This is a genomic window from Xenorhabdus mauleonii, assembly GCF_900113945.1.
Classification (GTDB): Bacteria; Pseudomonadota; Gammaproteobacteria; order Enterobacterales; family Enterobacteriaceae; genus Xenorhabdus; species Xenorhabdus mauleonii.
Genome location: NZ_FORG01000011.1, coordinates 26,839 through 42,272 on the forward strand (window position 1 = coordinate 26,839; position 15,434 = coordinate 42,272).

Genomic DNA, 15,434 nt, shown 5'->3' on the forward strand with positions numbered 1-15,434 from the left:
TTGAATCGCCACCAATAACTAATGGAAGGGGTAGCAGGATGATTAATCATAAAAAAGACTGGCATCAAGCCGACATTATTGCTGCATTACGTAGGCGTGGAACAACCTTAGCAGCAGTCTCTCGTGAAGCAGGGCTCAGCTCATCAACATTAGCAAACACACTGTCACGACCGTGGCCTAAAGGCGAATGGATTATTGCCAACTACCTTAAGCTACATCCCTCAGAGATTTGGCCGAGCCGATATTTCGATCTGAATGGCCAACTACTAGAACGTACACCTCGCAGTATTACTCAAAATCAATCACTAAATTGTTACAACGTGCAGTAACTGTAGAGGTAAACTGTGAGTAATAACTCTATCTCACTAAAACAAGCGGCATATCGCTCAGGCCTAGCCACGTCTCTGTTCAAATTCATTTTCGAAAAAACGAAAAGTGAATGTACAACAGATTTCAATAACCTGATCGCATTAGCAAGTGATATCAATCAAGAGGTTCATCACGCCCTTTTGAAATATTCACCGACACCATTAACACTGAGGTTATTGAGTTACATAAAACATCGGCGGCCTGTCCCATTAACTCAGGCGATGCATCTGACTGGAGTAGGAATTTCTTTGTATGAGGTTATTCTCGATCAAGCCAGTAAGGATTGTTCAATTGAATCACGCGATATGCTCTCATTAGCTTGTGATATCAACCAGGAAGTTTATCGCGCTCTTCTGGCTGTGATTTATGATGAATAAGCTATCGCTTTGCGATGTAAGAATCGCATGCAAAGTAGTATGAGGTTCTTGATTTATGGTGTGCCGAAATGGGAAATGGTGTGGTGTATGGATATAATTCATCAAATTCTATATCAACTGCAGTAGTGCACTTGCCGTAATGTTTATCTCCCATTTCGACACACCTGAGATTGATTGTCATCATTTTCCCACTACGACACACTGCTGTGAATGTTTACCTGTACTGGGCGTAGTAGTGTGTCGTAACGGGATGAATAGGTGATAGGGCATCAATTTTCAAAATACAAGGCGATATGACTACCCGTAATACCTGATTCAGCGGTTTTCCCGTTTCGACACACCTGAGATTGATTTATCATCTTTCTCCCGCTATGACACACTACTGAGAATGTTTTAGCTGTACCAGACGTAGTAGGTTTAAGTGTGTCGTAATGGGGTGAATGGGTGATAGGGCATCAATTTTCAAAATACAAGACGATATTACTACCCGTAATACCTGATTCAGCGGTTTTCCCGTTTCGACACACCTCCGGTTGATGAGCCTTCTTGCTCCCACTTCGGCACACCGCTGAGGATATCTGTGCGGATGGTTGCGTATTATCTGTATCAAGTTTTGTAGGTTCGGGTGTGTTGTAATGGGATGAATGGATGATAAGGCATCTACTGTTCAAAATAAATGATGATGTGGTTATCCAGAATGCCTCATTCAGCGTCCTCCCGTTTCGACACACCTCAGAATAGTTTGCGATCTTTGTCCCACTTCGGCACACCGCTGAGGATATTTGTGCGGATGGTTACGTATTATCTGTACCGAATTTTGTAGGTTCGGGTGTGTCGTAATGGGATGAACGAGTGACCAGGCGCCTGTTTTCAAGATAGAAGGTGATATGACTACCCGTAATTCCTGATTCAGCGGTTTTCCCGTTTCGACACACCTCCGGTTGATGAACCCTCTTGCTCCCACTTCGGCACACAGCTGAGAATGCCCAGATTAATGGCTATGTATCTGTACCGATTTTTGTAGGTGTAATGAGGTGAATGGGTGATAAGGCATCAGTTTTCAAAATACTAGGCGGTATGGTCATCCGTAATGGTTGATTCGGTTGTTTCCCCTTTTGGAGCTTTTCGATGAAAAGGACACAATGCCCCAACATGCGCTGAAATAGCGTTACGAGCAGCTTCAAAATTACTTTTGGTGGATTATCGGGGGAGTAATGCTGGCTGCAATAATTTTTACTGGTGTTAGTACCAAGTGTTTCTTCAGTAAAGACGCATACAGAAACATCAATGCTATTTACAACACTTATCGGTTGGTTGAAGGGCTTAAAAAACAATGTATTATTATAACAAATAAACTTGATACTGCTCCCAATACTTTTAAAAATTTAAAGAAAAAATATCTGAACCCGATAAAATATGAAACAAAGTATTAATAAATTTTCATGCGATATAATCTTATGGAGTGTTAGATGAGTAGAAGACTTTCAAATAAATTTATGGATGGGCAATTAGTATTTGATAATGGGGAGTTCAAACCTCTTACTCATATGAAGGAGTATAGGAAAAAGCAATACGCTGAACTTGAAAGAAAATTAAATGATATAAGAAATAAAGAGCGTTATGCACTAATAACTCTATCTAGAAGAAGCTATTGGCTTTTTAAAAGCTGCTTTATGTAAAGATGGCACGCATAACTCATGGAAAGATAAACTATTTTCATGTACTGATCTTGCGTCTTCGTTTGCTGGAACTATACTGGAATTAGTTGGTGTTGCTAAAATAATTAATGAGGTTAAAACTCTAGGTATTAAAGCCAAAGAATATAAAGGTAGAGGAGGAGCTACGCACATTAAAATTACTGGTAAACAAAGTGTTAGAAAATTTATCACAGGTACTAATTATCGTCTTGATAATCAAAAAATAGTGAAAATGGGGATTGGCACCAAAGGCATCATGAATGGCATAATTTCAGGTGCTAAAATTTGTATATATTTTTCCCTTGCTTATCGAACAGTTGAATTTATGTTAAAAGATGAATATGCTCTAGCTGATTTCTTGGGAAATATAGCAGTTGACACTGCAAAATTATTGATTACCACATTAATCACTGCTGGTATTGGTAAAATAGCATCTCAGTATTTTTTAACAGCAGGAATCAGCATAATTGGTGTTTCTGCTGGGTTGTTTCTAGCTGGAGTTGGAGTAGCTATTGCTTTATATTATCTTGATAATGAACTAGGGATATCAGAAAAAGTAATAAATGCTATTAGAGAGAGTGATGAGAAAATACAAGGAGATTATTATGATATCAATCGTCAACAAATGGGGGTGAGTAACCCAGCCATTTGGCCGTGGAACTAAGTAATATACTAATATTTTTAATAATGATTTATAATGAGGTTCCTAATGTCAAATAAAGCTAAAAGTAAATATCAAAAAAAATAACCTTACCTTTTTGGTATAGATTTTTGTATGTAATATTTCTATTGCTAGTCATAACTATTATGTCAATAGTGGTTTTTTTTTCTTGGCGTGATTTTAATTCACTAATTAATTTTAACGAGAGAGTATTTTTTTCTTGGCGGGTATTTTTTATTTCATTTGGATTTCCAATAGTTTTTCATATGCTATTTACTCTTATTCTAGCTTGTCTTTCAGATACCCCTAGACCATATAAAGGTCGTGTTGTTGATTTCTTTGTATGGGTGTTTTTGGGGGCTTTAATTCTTAGTGTTCCTGTATCCTTATATGTTGATAATAAATTGAAAGACTCTGGATATGTAACATGTGATAAAAAATCGTTAATTGCACCAAACGAATATGTGAGAGATATAAATTTATGTCGCTAAGCATATATTAAAAAATAATGTAGGAAGAGAAGGCTATAAACAAATAAAGATCCCAAGTGAGCAATTAGGAATAGAAATTGTAGAGCTGAATGCTCAAATAGATCATGTTCATTTGTTGGTAAAAATCCCGCCGAAACTCGTCATATCACACGTTTTAGGGCACTTGAAAGGTAAAACAACCCTACGCTTGTTTAATAAATTTCCCTATTTAAGAAAGAAGAAATGGTACGGAATCACGTGAATTATCAAGAAAAACATGAGAATGAAGATAATCAGCTTTCTTTAACAGGAATGTGAAGTGAAGGCTCTAAGAGTCTGAACTTATAATGCCCCTTCAGGGTAAAATCAATGCCCCCTTCTATGAAGGGGGATTTTTACTTAATACACCCTCTCGTCCCATATGCTATAGGCTGATGTACCTGCTGTCATATGGTTCCATGAAATTGATTTATAATTGAGTATAACTCTTTCATATGGCATAGCATCAAAATCATTTATAGAATTAGGGTAAGTACAAGAAACTTCAGAGATTGTGGCCTCTGTAATTTTGACTTCATAGAAAAGCTCTAAATGCCCTAGTTGTCCAGTTCTGTAAAAAATAAATTTACCATCTAATGATTCGTTAGAATCTATCGCCATCGCCAATAATGGTGATGATTTATCTATGGGTTTGATAAATTGTATGGGTTGGTGACTGACATTTTGGTTACGGGATATAGTATGATCTAAACTGAGTATCTGTATTTTACCTTCGTGTCCTTTTTGATATCTATTTCCTATTGACTCTGGAGTTGAGCATCCAGAAGATATTAGGCCTTGCTTTTTCCCATTTAAAGTTAAATAGATCATGTATGACATAAAATTTACCATCCTTTTTATCTAAAGATGGCTAACATTTGATCTCGAATACATAACTTAACATATTAAAAATCATGCCGATAGTTATATGACAAAGACCTTTCACCTGATTTTATGTAATTAGCTGTTTTAGATCTGTTTAATTTCTTCTAAAATTACACCCCGAGGGGTCAGTGCACACTATATTTTGCAAGTAAATTTTCTCTCTTTCTTTACTTGGGATTTTTGCACATTCTTTTGTTAAAAATAATCTTCTTTTTGTTGATTTCGTTGAGGTTTTTCCTTCAGGAATATAGAAGTTAATATCTATATTACCTTCATGTTTCCCGAACCAGCCAATAGTTCCTCTGGCTGATACCATTTCATTTCCACTCTTTTCAAACACGTAAAATGCACCTTTGCCAGCTCTGCTTTCAATGATGCTTATGTTATTAGCGGCTAAACCATTTTTTAATTCATCTTCTTTTTTCCACATAGTTGCAACTCAGTATGCCATACTTTCAGTTCCGCTTGACGCAGAAAAACGGTCATATAATTTATTGGTACTGCGTCCACTAATGAAAAAGGGAGATAAAGTAGCTATCATTATTTTTTTCATATTTCGAATTGTTCCGATTTTTCTAGACTGGTATTCGCCTTTACAATACCTTAACCGTGAACCAATTGAATGATCACGTTGAGTTACAATTTCCATTGCAGTAATGTACAGTCTTTACGCTAATCTAACTATCTTCATCTTTATGGCTAAGCTCGGCTTCCAGTTCTTCAATACTTGGCAAACTGGATTTCAAATCTTCTGGCAAAGTGCGGGTTAATTCATAGTCTGAAATCCCAATGGGTTTTTGTATGCCACGTAATGCGTATTCCGCCAATATCCGATCCTTAGTTTGGCACAAAATCAAACCAATAGTAGGTTGATCGGTAGGATGCCGTAACTTGTCATCGACTACAGAACAATAAAAATTCATCTTACCTGCATGTTCAGGTTTAAACTCTCCTCGCTTCAGTTCAATAACAACAAAAGCTCGCAGCCTCAGATGGTAAAAGAGTAAATCGATATAGTAATCTTGATCACCTACAGTTATTGGATACTGTCGCCCAACAAAAGCAAATCCCTCGCCAAGTTCAAGCAGGAATTTTTCAAGGTGTTTGAGTAGCTCCGTTTCCAATTCACGTTCTTTAAAGGGCTCTGACAGAGTGAGAAAATCAAAAATATAAGGATCTTTTAGGGTCTGTTGTACCAACTCGGATTGAGAAACAGGTAACAGATTTTTGAAGTTACTGACAATTGCACCTTGTCGGGTATAGGCCTTATTTTTTATCATTTGTAACAGAGAATCACGGCTCCAACCCTGTATCAACACTTGTTCTGCATACCAAAATCGCTCAGTTTGATCTTTTATCTTCTCAATGAGAAGAATATTGTGTCCCCAAGGCAATTGTGCCACAGGTTGTGGCACAATTTCTGAAGTGGCGTTTTCATCCCCATTTGATAGAAAGGCGTATTCTCGGTAAAACCGCAGCATCCGTTTTAGATTTCGTTCGGAGAAACCTTTTACTTCAGGTAATTCATTAGCAATATCTCGTGCTAGTTTAGGAATGATCCCGGCTCCCCATCCCTGTAGCATTTGGCGCTTATGGAGTAGTTGACCAATATCCCAATACATTTGAATGAGTTCCGCATTAACGGCTTGAACAGCCCTCAACTGGCCGCAGCGGATACGTTCTTTTACATCAATGAGTAATGAGGTATAAACTTGTAGTTCTAATGTCATAATCTGCTTTCTTTTTTAATGGCTTATAAACAGCATAAGTATTCAATTCTTTATTTATTTTAGAATCTTTAGCGTGCGTATACATCATAAAAATGACGAAATTTGGCGAATTTTCAGCTGGTAGTGTCCAGTACACATGACTAAACAGTCATGGATAACAATGAACTATGAATAACAGCTCCATGTTAATGTGTAATTACCCCGTATTCATATATTAGAGATCTTCCAGCATACTGAGAGCACTTACTCACTGAGAAAACAGCTAGCTATGAAAAAAGCCTGACTTGCCGAATATCAGAATATTGCGGTCTGGAAATGTCAGCTCCTAAGACATTAAATTTATGGTAAAAGGAGCAAAAAAACAGATTGGAACTATATCAAAATGAGCGTAAAAGAAAATTTACAGTGTTTGATAAACGATATGATTAACATCGGGCAGGCACCAGTCAGTTATGAATATATTGTGAAAAATAGAGCCTTACCAACTAACTTAGAACCAATGAACGACCTAGATGATGATTGTATCTTATATAACCTTGCTGATGAAGGAATAATCCTTTATTTTCGTAAGGATGATATGGCACTTTTCTGCATGGAATTAAATGTCATTGATGAATATCATAATTCACATATTTTTAAATGTGGAGAGAATGTTGTTTTTCAATGCAATATTGAACGCCAAGATATACATAAAATATATGGGGTACCAATAAAATCAGAATCACCAGAAATAATAATGAATGAATATTTTGGGTGGGAAGATTATTATGAAAGAGAGGATGCTAATACTTCATATGAAATGAGATTTCGGTATAACAAAAATGAAAATTTAAAACGAGTTATCTATACCAGAAATAAATATGACAAATTCACTTTAGGTAAAACAAAATGGTCAATTTTCCAATGAAATGGAAAATGGGGTCGTGATCTTACCCTATTTGCACAGCCTGAGTATCACCTATGGTGGTTCAGGGATGACATATAGCGTGTTATAGAGGTACGAGTCAGACCGTCTGTTGAAGCAGGCCTCCCCTAATATAAGCAAGGCTATCATCTGAAAACAGTAGGAATCTTCGCCCATTAGGGCGGAGAGAATGCCAACTAGTTTGCACCATTCCTTTAGTAATTCTTCTCAGAATTTTATCTTATAACTCACAGATAATCGTCCAAATTAACATCAGTTAACTGCTGTTTTTTGCGTTATGTCACTAATCTGGCAAGTTCTTGCTCGTCAACTAAGTCAAGCATCCTTTCATAGAGTTCAACGGAAACATAATAAAATGCAGGCTGGTTCCTGTTCAGGATAACGGCTGTATGGCCAACTCTCGCATTCACCGCTGGCATTGGACTTTTCTTTAACTCACGGATACCTGCACTTGTATCACTCAAGATTATATTTGGTATAAAGCCTCACAAATAAGGCCAGTTGACAAGCCTCTTTATCAAAGGGATTAATCATTAGCCTCATAAAAAGGAAAATAATCAACTTATCGCATCTTAAACTGATTTCAGATGACCTAAGTGTGCTTTCATGACTTTGCGGACTGTATCCAAGGGGTTAAATCTTCTTTCTTTTACTGCTGCAAAACGCAATTCTGATTCTTGTCTTGCCTGTTCAGCTTCTCTATCAATACGCAATACCGGGTCCAGCGGAAGAGTCCTTGAAAATGACGAATTAGGAAGCCCCATCTTTCCAAAAATGTTTTTCACATGCTCCTCCAACAGTAAGGACATGGCTTCAACATCTATTTCACCCTTACTTTTCTTTAGATTGTAGCGTCCAGTCAATAGGGTATGGCTCCAGGCTATTGGCGATATTCGGATAAATTCATCCATGATTTCCTGAGACACTCCGTTGGCCAGCATCCTTTCATAAACTGAATTCAGGACAAGGCTATTGTAGGCGATAATGCTGTTAGCGATTAATCTGGCAGCATGGGCACTGATCCGATTATCAACAATCTTTTTCCCCTGAAAAATGCCATGATAGGTTTTCCTGATGTTACTCTGGAGCTGATGGTAAGCTTCAGTGCGATTTCTGGCACTTCGTATGGCTTTTCTGAGTTGCATGTCATCGATCAGGTTCAATACGTGGAGACTTTTAAAAACTTCATTGTATTCAAACTGAGCTGCTTTTAATCTGACATACCGGGTATGGGAATTAAGTTTGCGAATGATGTTACTTTGCTTATTTTCCTGCAAGATGAGTGACAATAACACCCGTATTATCCCCCGTTTTTGAGAACGGATACGTTCAACATTGATGATGGATTTAGGTTTAATTAACCTTATATCTTGATTATCACGTTTGCAGAGCGATAATCCCCTGACTGATCATCAGAGATTGAATTTATTGATTCGACAAGCATTAAAGTGTGTCACAACCTCAGAATACCCAGACATCAAGTGGTTAAAGAGACGGCGGCAAGAGGGAAAGGCACGATGGGATGGTTTTACGGTTTTAAGCTTCATATGATTGTTAATAATCAGGGTGAAATCGTTGCCGTAAAACTGACGCCCGCCAATATTGATGATAGAGCGCCTGTTAAAGCGCTCTCAAAAGGGCTTTTAGATAAACTTTATGCGGATAAGGGTTATATCAGCAAAGCATTAGCAGAAGACTTAGAAGCAGAAGGGATAACGTTGGTGACAGGACAACGAAAGAATATGAAGCCCAAACTGCTAGCCGCGTGGGATAGGGCCATGTTAGCAAAGCGATTTATTATTGAAACAATCAATGATCAGCTCAAGAACATTACCCAAATTGAGTATTCGCGTCACCGCAGTTTACACGGTTTTATGCTGAACTTACTGGGCGGGTTAATTGCTTATTGTCTGAAACCGAAAAAGCCATCACTCAATATCACCCATGCTGAAAAAACAGAACTTCAGGTGATGGCTTAAACCGATCTCAGGTTATTTACCGTTGTCTTGAAAACATTCATTCCAAACATCAGGTATTTTTTAACCGTTATCGAGCAAGAACGGTGTTATTGCAGGTTTGTTTACTCTTACGCGGTGCATCTGCACTCTGCACTACGCATTCCTGCTATTTCATCATTCCGCTGTCTTCTGGTGAGCAATCCGTAGCAGCCAGTTCTCCACGGTAGTGGCAGCCTCAGAGACTGGATACTGACTGCTTTTGAGCACATGGTAAGTCATACCTTTTAATGTGGGTTCAGTAACGACCTGTAATACCCCCAGCCGTAGTTCCTCCTGAATCAATAGCAGACTCAGTAGTGCAACACCCTGACCTGCAATAGCCGCCTGAATCGCGTGACTTTCTTCGTAATACCGAATACCACGAGGCAGGTCAGCAGGTTTCAGTCCAGAGGCTTGAGCCCAGACACTCCATGTGAGGTCTACAGGCAGAGAATGATGCCAATCGAAATGAATTAGAGGCCATTGTGATGCATCCCTGCTTATCGATGTAAGGAGTGTTGGACTGGCGACAGGAGCAAAATGATCCTCCAGAAGCAACGTAGCAATTTCACCTGTGTATTGCCCAATACCATATCTAACCGCCAAATCAACTGTTCCACTGTAAAGATCTACCGGTGTGTTGGATGCGTGGATATGCAGATCAATATCGGGGTATATCTCCTGAAAGGATGCCAGCCGGGGTATTAACCATTTGGTAGCAAAGGCAGGAGTTGTAGATAACATCACTGATTGCCTGCGCGGCTTTTGTATTTGCTTAATAGCCACAGCGATGGTTTCAAAGCCACTATGCACAGCAGTAAACAGCGTCAACCCATCCGGCGTCAATTCAACCGCCCGCACTTTGCGCAGGAATAAGGGGTGTTCGAGGAATTCTTCTAAGGCACGGATCCTGTGGCTAACCGCAGTCGCAGTGACAGACAATTCCTCAGCCGCCTTCTTGAAACTGCGTAAACGTGCTGCGGCCTCAAAAGCACGCAGTGATGTTAATGAAGGAAGTCGTATAGTCATTGATGGATGATATCATATCATCTATTGGTTGATAATATATCGTTTGTTAGGCCGTACGATTAAATAGAGACTAACTGCACTTGATTAAATATTATCTGTAAGGGTTTAACTTAATATGACTATGTTATTACACATTGATGCAAGTGCACGTTACGGTTGTTCTGACAAAATTTCCCACGGATCGCATACACGTAGACTAACCGCTCGTTTTGTAAAACAGTGGATATCATTACATCCCAAAACAAAAGTGCTATACCGCGATGTAGGTCAGGATGCTCCACCGCCCGTTACTGGCAAATGGATACAGGCGGCTTTCACCCCCGAACATGCACGTGAAGATTGGATGAAAAAAGCACTTAGCATGAGTGATACCCTGGTCGATGAGATACTACAAGCGGATCTCATTGTCGCTGGCGTACCGATGTATAACTTTGGCCCCCCTGCACAATTTAAGGCATACATTGACAATATCGTGCGAGTAGGACGCACATTCGGGTTTGATCGAAACCGGGATGGTGAACCTTATTGGCCACTACTGGCAGACTCAGGAAAACGCTTAGTCATTCTCTCTTCTCGTGGCGATTACGGATACCAATTGGGTAACCGCCTTGGTGATAGCAACCATGTGGAAGCATCGGTACGTACTGCTTTCGCGTACATAGGTGTCACTGATGTTTATGAAGCGGCCATTGAATATGACGAGTTTGCGGATCATAGATTGACCGATTCAATCAGACAGGCTGAGAGGAACGTGGATGATCTTGTGTCGATGTTAGGAACCCACGCTATCTAAAGCAGGTTTAGGGTGGATACCCCTTCTCGTGGCTTATATATACCAAAGCTCATGGATGAGTAAAACATTACTCTATTCGTAATCTGATATCACCAAAGAATAATTGGCTAATTGATATTATTTTACTTCTTAGTACTACAGTCGTAACTGTTCTGTAATCATCAGGTTATCCCGGCGGCGATAATGACATTGTTGGGCGGAGTATTGATGTCGTCGTCGCCAACATGACCAATGTAAAACCTGTTCGACAGTCTCTCCGGCCTTTTCCATCAATTTTGACAGTAACTTACGCAGTTCCGCCACACTGAGCGCGATCAGCCCCACTGGCGTTTTTTTTCTCCCATATTCGTAAGACCGCCAGCACCGCATGGGCCAATAACGACGGTGTGATGTGCCGATACCCACTGTGCCATTGCCGGACTTCATAATGATCCAGGCCGTATTCTCCCTTCGTTTCCTCAAAACCACATTCAATTTCCCAGCGACGACCTGCCACCTGCGCCAGGGTTTTCAGATCGGCCTGCTCTCGGGGGGCATACACCACATAGTAAGCCCGTTCCTGTTTTTCACCCTGGCTACGCCGGACCAGTAAATAATGGCCATATGACCGTTCTTGCTCACTCAGTTGTAAACGCCAGAGTGGCACCAAACCCCAGTCATACTGACGTTAGCCTTTCGCTCCCTGCCCTGCGGAGTGTTGTTCCCATTGTTGAGGCGTCAGGCTGTCCACAATCTTGTCGGCGCGGACAGAGGTCGCCCTTGCCACCACAACGGCTCACTTTTAGGGATCGCCACTACAAACGGTTGATATCGGGACTCCAGCCAGCAGCGCAGACGACGATCCTGACCATAAACAGCATCGGCCGTCACCCAGCGGCAGGGCACACTGGCCTCGAATGCCCGTTCCAGCATCTGCCGGGCAAGCTGCGGTTTGGTGGCAAAGGGAACAGAGTCAGGAATGCCGACGGCTTCACAACGGGGCCGGTCATCCGTCCATTGTTTGGGCAGGTATAAGACACGGTCAATAAAAGCATGGCCGCCCTGACCGGCATAACAGAGAAAGACGCCTATCTGACTGTTTTCTATGCGCCCGGCGCCGGGATAACCTGATGATTACAGAACAGTTACGATTGTAGTATTAGACCTAAAACAGACAAATGCTAAAAAGCAAATCAGTCATCGGCCTGAACGCGATGTCTAAAAATTAACCTATTCAGGATAGGTTATTGAGCTTATAAATTCATGCCATTGATTAGAGTTACCGTGTTTTAGGTCAAAATTTAGAACTAGAAAAATGATCCGTAATTACGCTGTTCATGGTTTCATTCAATCCATTGTTTCGTATGGATATAGCACCTACATCTGAGGGGGTAGTCAAGCGCGATGTCTAGAAATCATTTTTATCCTGCTATTTACAGCGTTCATGAAGTGAATTTACGATGGCTGAAATGAAGGCTCATGATATCGTGTACGGTATTTAGCGGATCGAATCCTCTTCCTTTTGCCTCTGCAAAACTTAATTCCGATTCTTGTCTTGCCTGTTCGGCTTCTCTGTCAATTCGGTCACGATAAGATGCACTGGCAGCCTGATTTTTGCTATTGGATTGCCATGCAGTATTGGCGCATAAAAATGTTTGCCGCTTAGCAAGGTTGTAGAGTTTATTCCTAACCTCACTACGCTCAACGTGTTTAATGTTCTCACTTTCTGCGTGATCAAGTGCTTTCGTTTTTGCCCGTTCCGCCATGGCGGTTGCACTTGTTTTTACATTGACAGAATGTTGTTCCGGTTTAGCCGGAATACTCTTTTTCTTTTCTTCTTGGTCTATTACTTTTACTTTTCTTTGTCGATCATTTTGATCTGGGGAGCCCTGTTCATTTTGATCAGGGGGAGCAGGTTGCGCTTGGGCTTTAAATTTGCGCTGAAATACCTCTGTAATGCAGTTGATGACCTTGCGGATATCCTTGCGCGCAAATTCTTTTATCGCTTGTATGCAGTCGAGAGCAACATTGAGAAATGAAACTGTAAATTTGTATTCTGTCGCTTGTTGGCCGGCATGGGGATCAAACACATACGTTTTCGTCAGTATGCCTGCAGATACGGCCTTGTCTAAGTTACGACGTACGGTTGCGATGGAGGTGCCACATTCCATACTGAGATTACGTTTTGTTTTGTAGATTTTGTATTCTGATGTGGATGAAGCAACACCCGAGACGACGGACAAGATTTGTTTTGCCGGGCGGGAAAGGATATCAATGGGTAAGTAATTGATAACAATATTTAAGCCATAGCCTGAAATCTGCCCATTTTTCTTGATGTATGGAGTGCGTGAGTTTATAATGGTTCGTGAAATTTGCATATTTAGTTTCCGATCTAAATTGTAATTGCTTCCTTGTTTGTAGACGAGAAAGCGCCACCTTTTCGGTGAAAAAAGAGCGCCAGCTGTGAACTGGTGCTTTTTTTTGCCTGTATATTTTAAACTGGATTTCTATACAGTGTTGTGATAGGTGAGCTTGTCTAACGAGGGCGATCCTACACGCGATTTGACTCTAAGATCAATATGTTAAATTTATTTCAAGTTAGATATTACTTTTAAATTATTTATAACATATTGATTTAACTTTTATTTTTTTAAATTAATTTTTTATTTTTAGTTAGAATTTTTATTTATTTCATGATGCATGAAGCCAATGAAATGTTGATATGACCCCTTTGGTAAGCGTTATGTGTAAAAAAACAGTAGTAAATCCTACTGTTGGGATTGTAACTTCGATGGTGGTGATTAGAATATTCTCTACAGAGAGATTACCATCATGATCAATGATAATCATTGAATCTATCCTCATAGAAAATTCTATGAATTCCGGTTTTATGTGCATTTGCGTGCTGACCAACAGTCAAAGCCTGAGCGTGTAACCATCAAAGCGGTTTCACTGCATGAAACCCGCTATATTCTTGCTCCACACTATGTGTTTTCATATGTTGGTTGCGTACCTATTAATGAGCACAATGCTTAATCAGCCTTGTATTTATTACTATCAGTTTATAGAAAGGTATACAATGTTTGCGCACATACAAAAAACAGATAAAGAAATCCGGGGTTAAAAACAGGTGGCATGAAGATCCTTGCTAGTATATTGAAGGTAGTGAAGGTTTTTAAGTTCACTATGCTAACTTACTGACTTATATCATGGAATGACAAAAAAGTGGTATGAAGAAGATCAAAAACGCCTAGCTGAGGAATAAGAAAAATTAGTTGCTGAAGCTTGTAAATTAGGAATTATTGGGATTTTTAGACGTATTCGTTATCTGGAATATGTGCTACAAAAAGTACGAATTTTTACAAAGTAATGGTTATTTTTAATGGTTAATAAACGGATTTTAAAAAAATGTGATGTAAATTAATTGCTATAATATTATGTATGGAAGTGATTGTTGATTCTATTTTGTTTCAGTTAATAGGTTTGATGTTATTTAATAATGTTTAATTTAAACATAAACTGGAGTTAAAATCATGCTGAATAATGATCCTTTTAAATTTACAATCTGTACGGGCGAAATTAACGTTTTTGATGATAACTTTAATGGGAAACTACGCTTAAATATACATGCTCATGGAGAAAAAGGTTATTTGCTTATGTCTTTAGGTGGGATGTCTTCGCAATTAGATGCCGAAGATTTAATCAAAGAAATAGAAGAGGAGGCTGAAGTTTTAGATAAAATTAAATTAAATCATTATGGGTATGTTCGCCTACTCTCATGCTCATCAGCGGATGATGGTCCATCAGGAGAAGAGTCTATTGCAAGTAGTCTTTCTAAATATTTAAATCAATATTGCAAAGAAATAATTATTCAGGGTTATCGTGGGATAATTAATATTAGAAGTATGGGGTTTTATCCAAACGCCGGGATACAGGGAAATGGATTATTCAGGTTTAATCTAGATAAAAATAATAGAGAGTTAAAGAGTTTGCCTAATTTGGAACAATCACACGGTTTAAAAAATATACTTGGTAAAAATCATTACATGAATAAACATAGCATTAGTGAAGTTGAATATGAAAAAATGGGTACTGCGTTTGACAAAATGCAGAAGGTTTTAGCTGGTGAAGTGGATAGAGTTGAACCTACTCGTGTAGGAATAATTCAACATGAACATAGTGATGGTTTTGATATAGCCCCTATTGATGAAGTATGGTTTTGCAATGGAAAAATAACTAATAAAATTTACATCGATTCTAATATAAATAGATCATGAAGGTTTTCAAACTAAATTTGATATTTTTTAATAAAAGGAGTTTATATTAATACTTCATATTTATTATGAATGGTCATCAATTTAATTATCATATTTGCATTCAAATTTATTAACATGAAAATAAGATGGTTATTTTTTAATTTATTCATGTCGTTTATGAGTTTAATAAAGGCAACCTCGCCTAATATAAGGCGAGGCATACATCA

General features: G+C 39.0%; 16 protein-coding genes and 2 pseudogenes. 10 read left to right on the plus strand and 8 right to left on the minus strand.

Annotated features, from left to right (window positions below):
- Nucleotides 1-38: 38 nt before the first annotated feature.
- The 6 genes from BM100_RS11915 (at nt 39) to tnpA (ending at nt 3,836) form a co-directional block, all read left to right on the plus strand.
- Nucleotides 39-329: a helix-turn-helix domain-containing protein gene (locus tag BM100_RS11915; RefSeq protein WP_092511217.1), complete on the plus strand. Its 291-nt coding sequence runs from the start codon at nt 39-41 to the stop codon at nt 327-329.
- Nucleotides 330-344: 15 nt separating this feature from the next.
- Complete coding sequence (locus tag BM100_RS11920; RefSeq protein ID WP_092511219.1) at nt 345-746, plus strand: hypothetical protein; 402 nt, start codon at nt 345-347, stop codon at nt 744-746.
- 1,469 nt (nt 747-2,215) lie between these two features.
- A complete protein-coding gene (locus tag BM100_RS11930; protein ID WP_092511223.1) occupies nt 2,216-2,425 on the plus strand; it encodes a hypothetical protein in 210 nt (69 codons plus the stop codon).
- A 274-nt stretch (nt 2,426-2,699) separates the two neighbouring features.
- Nucleotides 2,700-3,107, plus strand: coding sequence for a hypothetical protein (locus BM100_RS11935; protein WP_153044894.1), 408 nt, complete (start codon nt 2,700-2,702; stop codon nt 3,105-3,107).
- Nucleotides 3,108-3,250: 143 nt separating this feature from the next.
- On the plus strand, nt 3,251-3,595 hold the full coding sequence (locus tag BM100_RS24065; RefSeq protein ID WP_139216956.1) for a DUF1240 domain-containing protein: 345 nt from the start codon (nt 3,251-3,253) through the stop codon (nt 3,593-3,595).
- Between the two features lie 49 nt (nt 3,596-3,644).
- Nucleotides 3,645-3,836, plus strand: a complete 192-nt coding sequence (gene tnpA / locus BM100_RS11945) for an IS200/IS605 family transposase (protein WP_244590673.1) — start codon at nt 3,645-3,647, stop codon at nt 3,834-3,836.
- A 137-nt stretch (nt 3,837-3,973) separates the two neighbouring features.
- Here tnpA and BM100_RS11950 read toward each other — a convergent pair whose 3' ends face one another.
- The 3 genes from BM100_RS11950 to BM100_RS11960 form a co-directional block, all read right to left on the minus strand.
- The gene (locus tag BM100_RS11950; RefSeq protein ID WP_092511229.1) at nt 3,974-4,453 is read right to left on the minus strand and encodes an Hcp family type VI secretion system effector; all 480 of its coding nucleotides are present in this window, start codon (nt 4,451-4,453) and stop codon (nt 3,974-3,976) included.
- Between the two features lie 139 nt (nt 4,454-4,592).
- Nucleotides 4,593-4,928, minus strand: coding sequence for a hypothetical protein (locus tag BM100_RS11955; RefSeq protein ID WP_092511231.1), 336 nt, complete (start codon nt 4,926-4,928; stop codon nt 4,593-4,595).
- 247 nt (nt 4,929-5,175) lie between these two features.
- Complete coding sequence (locus tag BM100_RS11960) at nt 5,176-6,228, minus strand: PDDEXK nuclease domain-containing protein (protein WP_092511233.1); 1,053 nt, start codon at nt 6,226-6,228, stop codon at nt 5,176-5,178.
- A gap of 382 nt (nt 6,229-6,610) precedes the next feature.
- On the opposite strand from BM100_RS11960, the gene BM100_RS11965 reads away from it, so the two are divergent.
- Nucleotides 6,611-7,135 carry a DUF6392 family protein gene (locus tag BM100_RS11965; RefSeq protein WP_092511235.1) on the plus strand — a complete coding sequence of 175 codons (525 nt, stop codon included), beginning with the start codon at nt 6,611-6,613 and terminating at the stop codon, nt 7,133-7,135.
- 293 nt (nt 7,136-7,428) lie between these two features.
- On the opposite strand, the gene BM100_RS11970 is transcribed toward BM100_RS11965, so the two are convergent.
- Together BM100_RS11970 and BM100_RS11975 are read right to left on the minus strand one after the other, a co-directional pair.
- Entirely contained in the window at nt 7,429-7,632 is a 204-nt protein-coding gene (locus BM100_RS11970) for a type II toxin-antitoxin system Phd/YefM family antitoxin (RefSeq protein WP_092511237.1), read from the minus strand.
- 93 nt (nt 7,633-7,725) lie between these two features.
- Complete coding sequence (locus BM100_RS11975; protein WP_092511239.1) at nt 7,726-8,520, minus strand: Tn3 family transposase; 795 nt, start codon at nt 8,518-8,520, stop codon at nt 7,726-7,728.
- A 51-nt stretch (nt 8,521-8,571) separates the two neighbouring features.
- On the opposite strand from BM100_RS11975, the pseudogene BM100_RS11980 reads away from it, so the two are divergent.
- A pseudogene (locus BM100_RS11980) lies at nt 8,572-9,132 on the plus strand (IS982 family transposase); the annotation flags it as partial.
- 153 nt (nt 9,133-9,285) lie between these two features.
- Here BM100_RS11980 and BM100_RS11985 read toward each other — a convergent pair.
- Nucleotides 9,286-10,179 (minus strand): LysR substrate-binding domain-containing protein, encoded by an 894-nt coding sequence (locus BM100_RS11985; protein ID WP_092511241.1) that lies wholly within the window; start codon nt 10,177-10,179, stop codon nt 9,286-9,288.
- Nucleotides 10,180-10,294: 115 nt separating this feature from the next.
- Between BM100_RS11985 and BM100_RS11990 the strand changes: the two genes are divergently transcribed.
- Nucleotides 10,295-10,972, plus strand: coding sequence for an FMN-dependent NADH-azoreductase (locus tag BM100_RS11990; protein ID WP_092511243.1), 678 nt, complete (start codon nt 10,295-10,297; stop codon nt 10,970-10,972).
- 286 nt (nt 10,973-11,258) lie between these two features.
- Here the strand turns inward: BM100_RS11990 and BM100_RS24070 are convergent.
- Nucleotides 11,259-12,067, minus strand: a pseudogene (locus BM100_RS24070) (IS701 family transposase); the annotation flags it as partial.
- Nucleotides 12,068-12,393: 326 nt separating this feature from the next.
- Nucleotides 12,394-13,329, minus strand: a complete 936-nt coding sequence (locus BM100_RS12000; RefSeq protein ID WP_092511245.1) for a hypothetical protein — start codon at nt 13,327-13,329, stop codon at nt 12,394-12,396.
- A gap of 1,155 nt (nt 13,330-14,484) precedes the next feature.
- Between BM100_RS12000 and BM100_RS12005 the strand changes: the two genes are divergently transcribed.
- Nucleotides 14,485-15,228: a C80 family cysteine peptidase gene (locus BM100_RS12005; protein ID WP_092511247.1), complete on the plus strand. Its 744-nt coding sequence runs from the start codon at nt 14,485-14,487 to the stop codon at nt 15,226-15,228.
- Nucleotides 15,229-15,434 lie beyond the last annotated feature (206 nt).

Excerpts from the sequence above, each read along its gene's own strand:
- BM100_RS11965 (WP_092511235.1), top strand. The coding sequence starts at position 6,611 with ATGAGCGTAAAAGAAAATTTACAGTGTTTGATAAACGATATGATTAAC.
- BM100_RS24065 (WP_139216956.1), top strand. The coding sequence starts at position 3,251 with ATGTCAATAGTGGTTTTTTTTTCTTGGCGTGATTTTAATTCACTAATT.
- BM100_RS11960 (WP_092511233.1), bottom strand. The coding sequence starts at position 6,228 with ATGACATTAGAACTACAAGTTTATACCTCATTACTCATTGATGTAAAA.
- BM100_RS11985 (WP_092511241.1), bottom strand. The coding sequence starts at position 10,179 with ATGACTATACGACTTCCTTCATTAACATCACTGCGTGCTTTTGAGGCC.
- BM100_RS11990 (WP_092511243.1), top strand. The coding sequence starts at position 10,295 with ATGACTATGTTATTACACATTGATGCAAGTGCACGTTACGGTTGTTCT.
- BM100_RS11935 (WP_153044894.1), top strand. The coding sequence starts at position 2,700 with ATGAATGGCATAATTTCAGGTGCTAAAATTTGTATATATTTTTCCCTT.
- BM100_RS12000 (WP_092511245.1), bottom strand. The coding sequence starts at position 13,329 with ATGCAAATTTCACGAACCATTATAAACTCACGCACTCCATACATCAAG.
- BM100_RS11955 (WP_092511231.1), bottom strand. The coding sequence starts at position 4,928 with ATGTGGAAAAAAGAAGATGAATTAAAAAATGGTTTAGCCGCTAATAAC.
- BM100_RS11950 (WP_092511229.1), bottom strand. The coding sequence starts at position 4,453 with ATGTCATACATGATCTATTTAACTTTAAATGGGAAAAAGCAAGGCCTA.
- BM100_RS12005 (WP_092511247.1), top strand. The coding sequence starts at position 14,485 with ATGCTGAATAATGATCCTTTTAAATTTACAATCTGTACGGGCGAAATT.
- BM100_RS11915 (WP_092511217.1), top strand. The coding sequence starts at position 39 with ATGATTAATCATAAAAAAGACTGGCATCAAGCCGACATTATTGCTGCA.
- BM100_RS11930 (WP_092511223.1), top strand. The coding sequence starts at position 2,216 with ATGAGTAGAAGACTTTCAAATAAATTTATGGATGGGCAATTAGTATTT.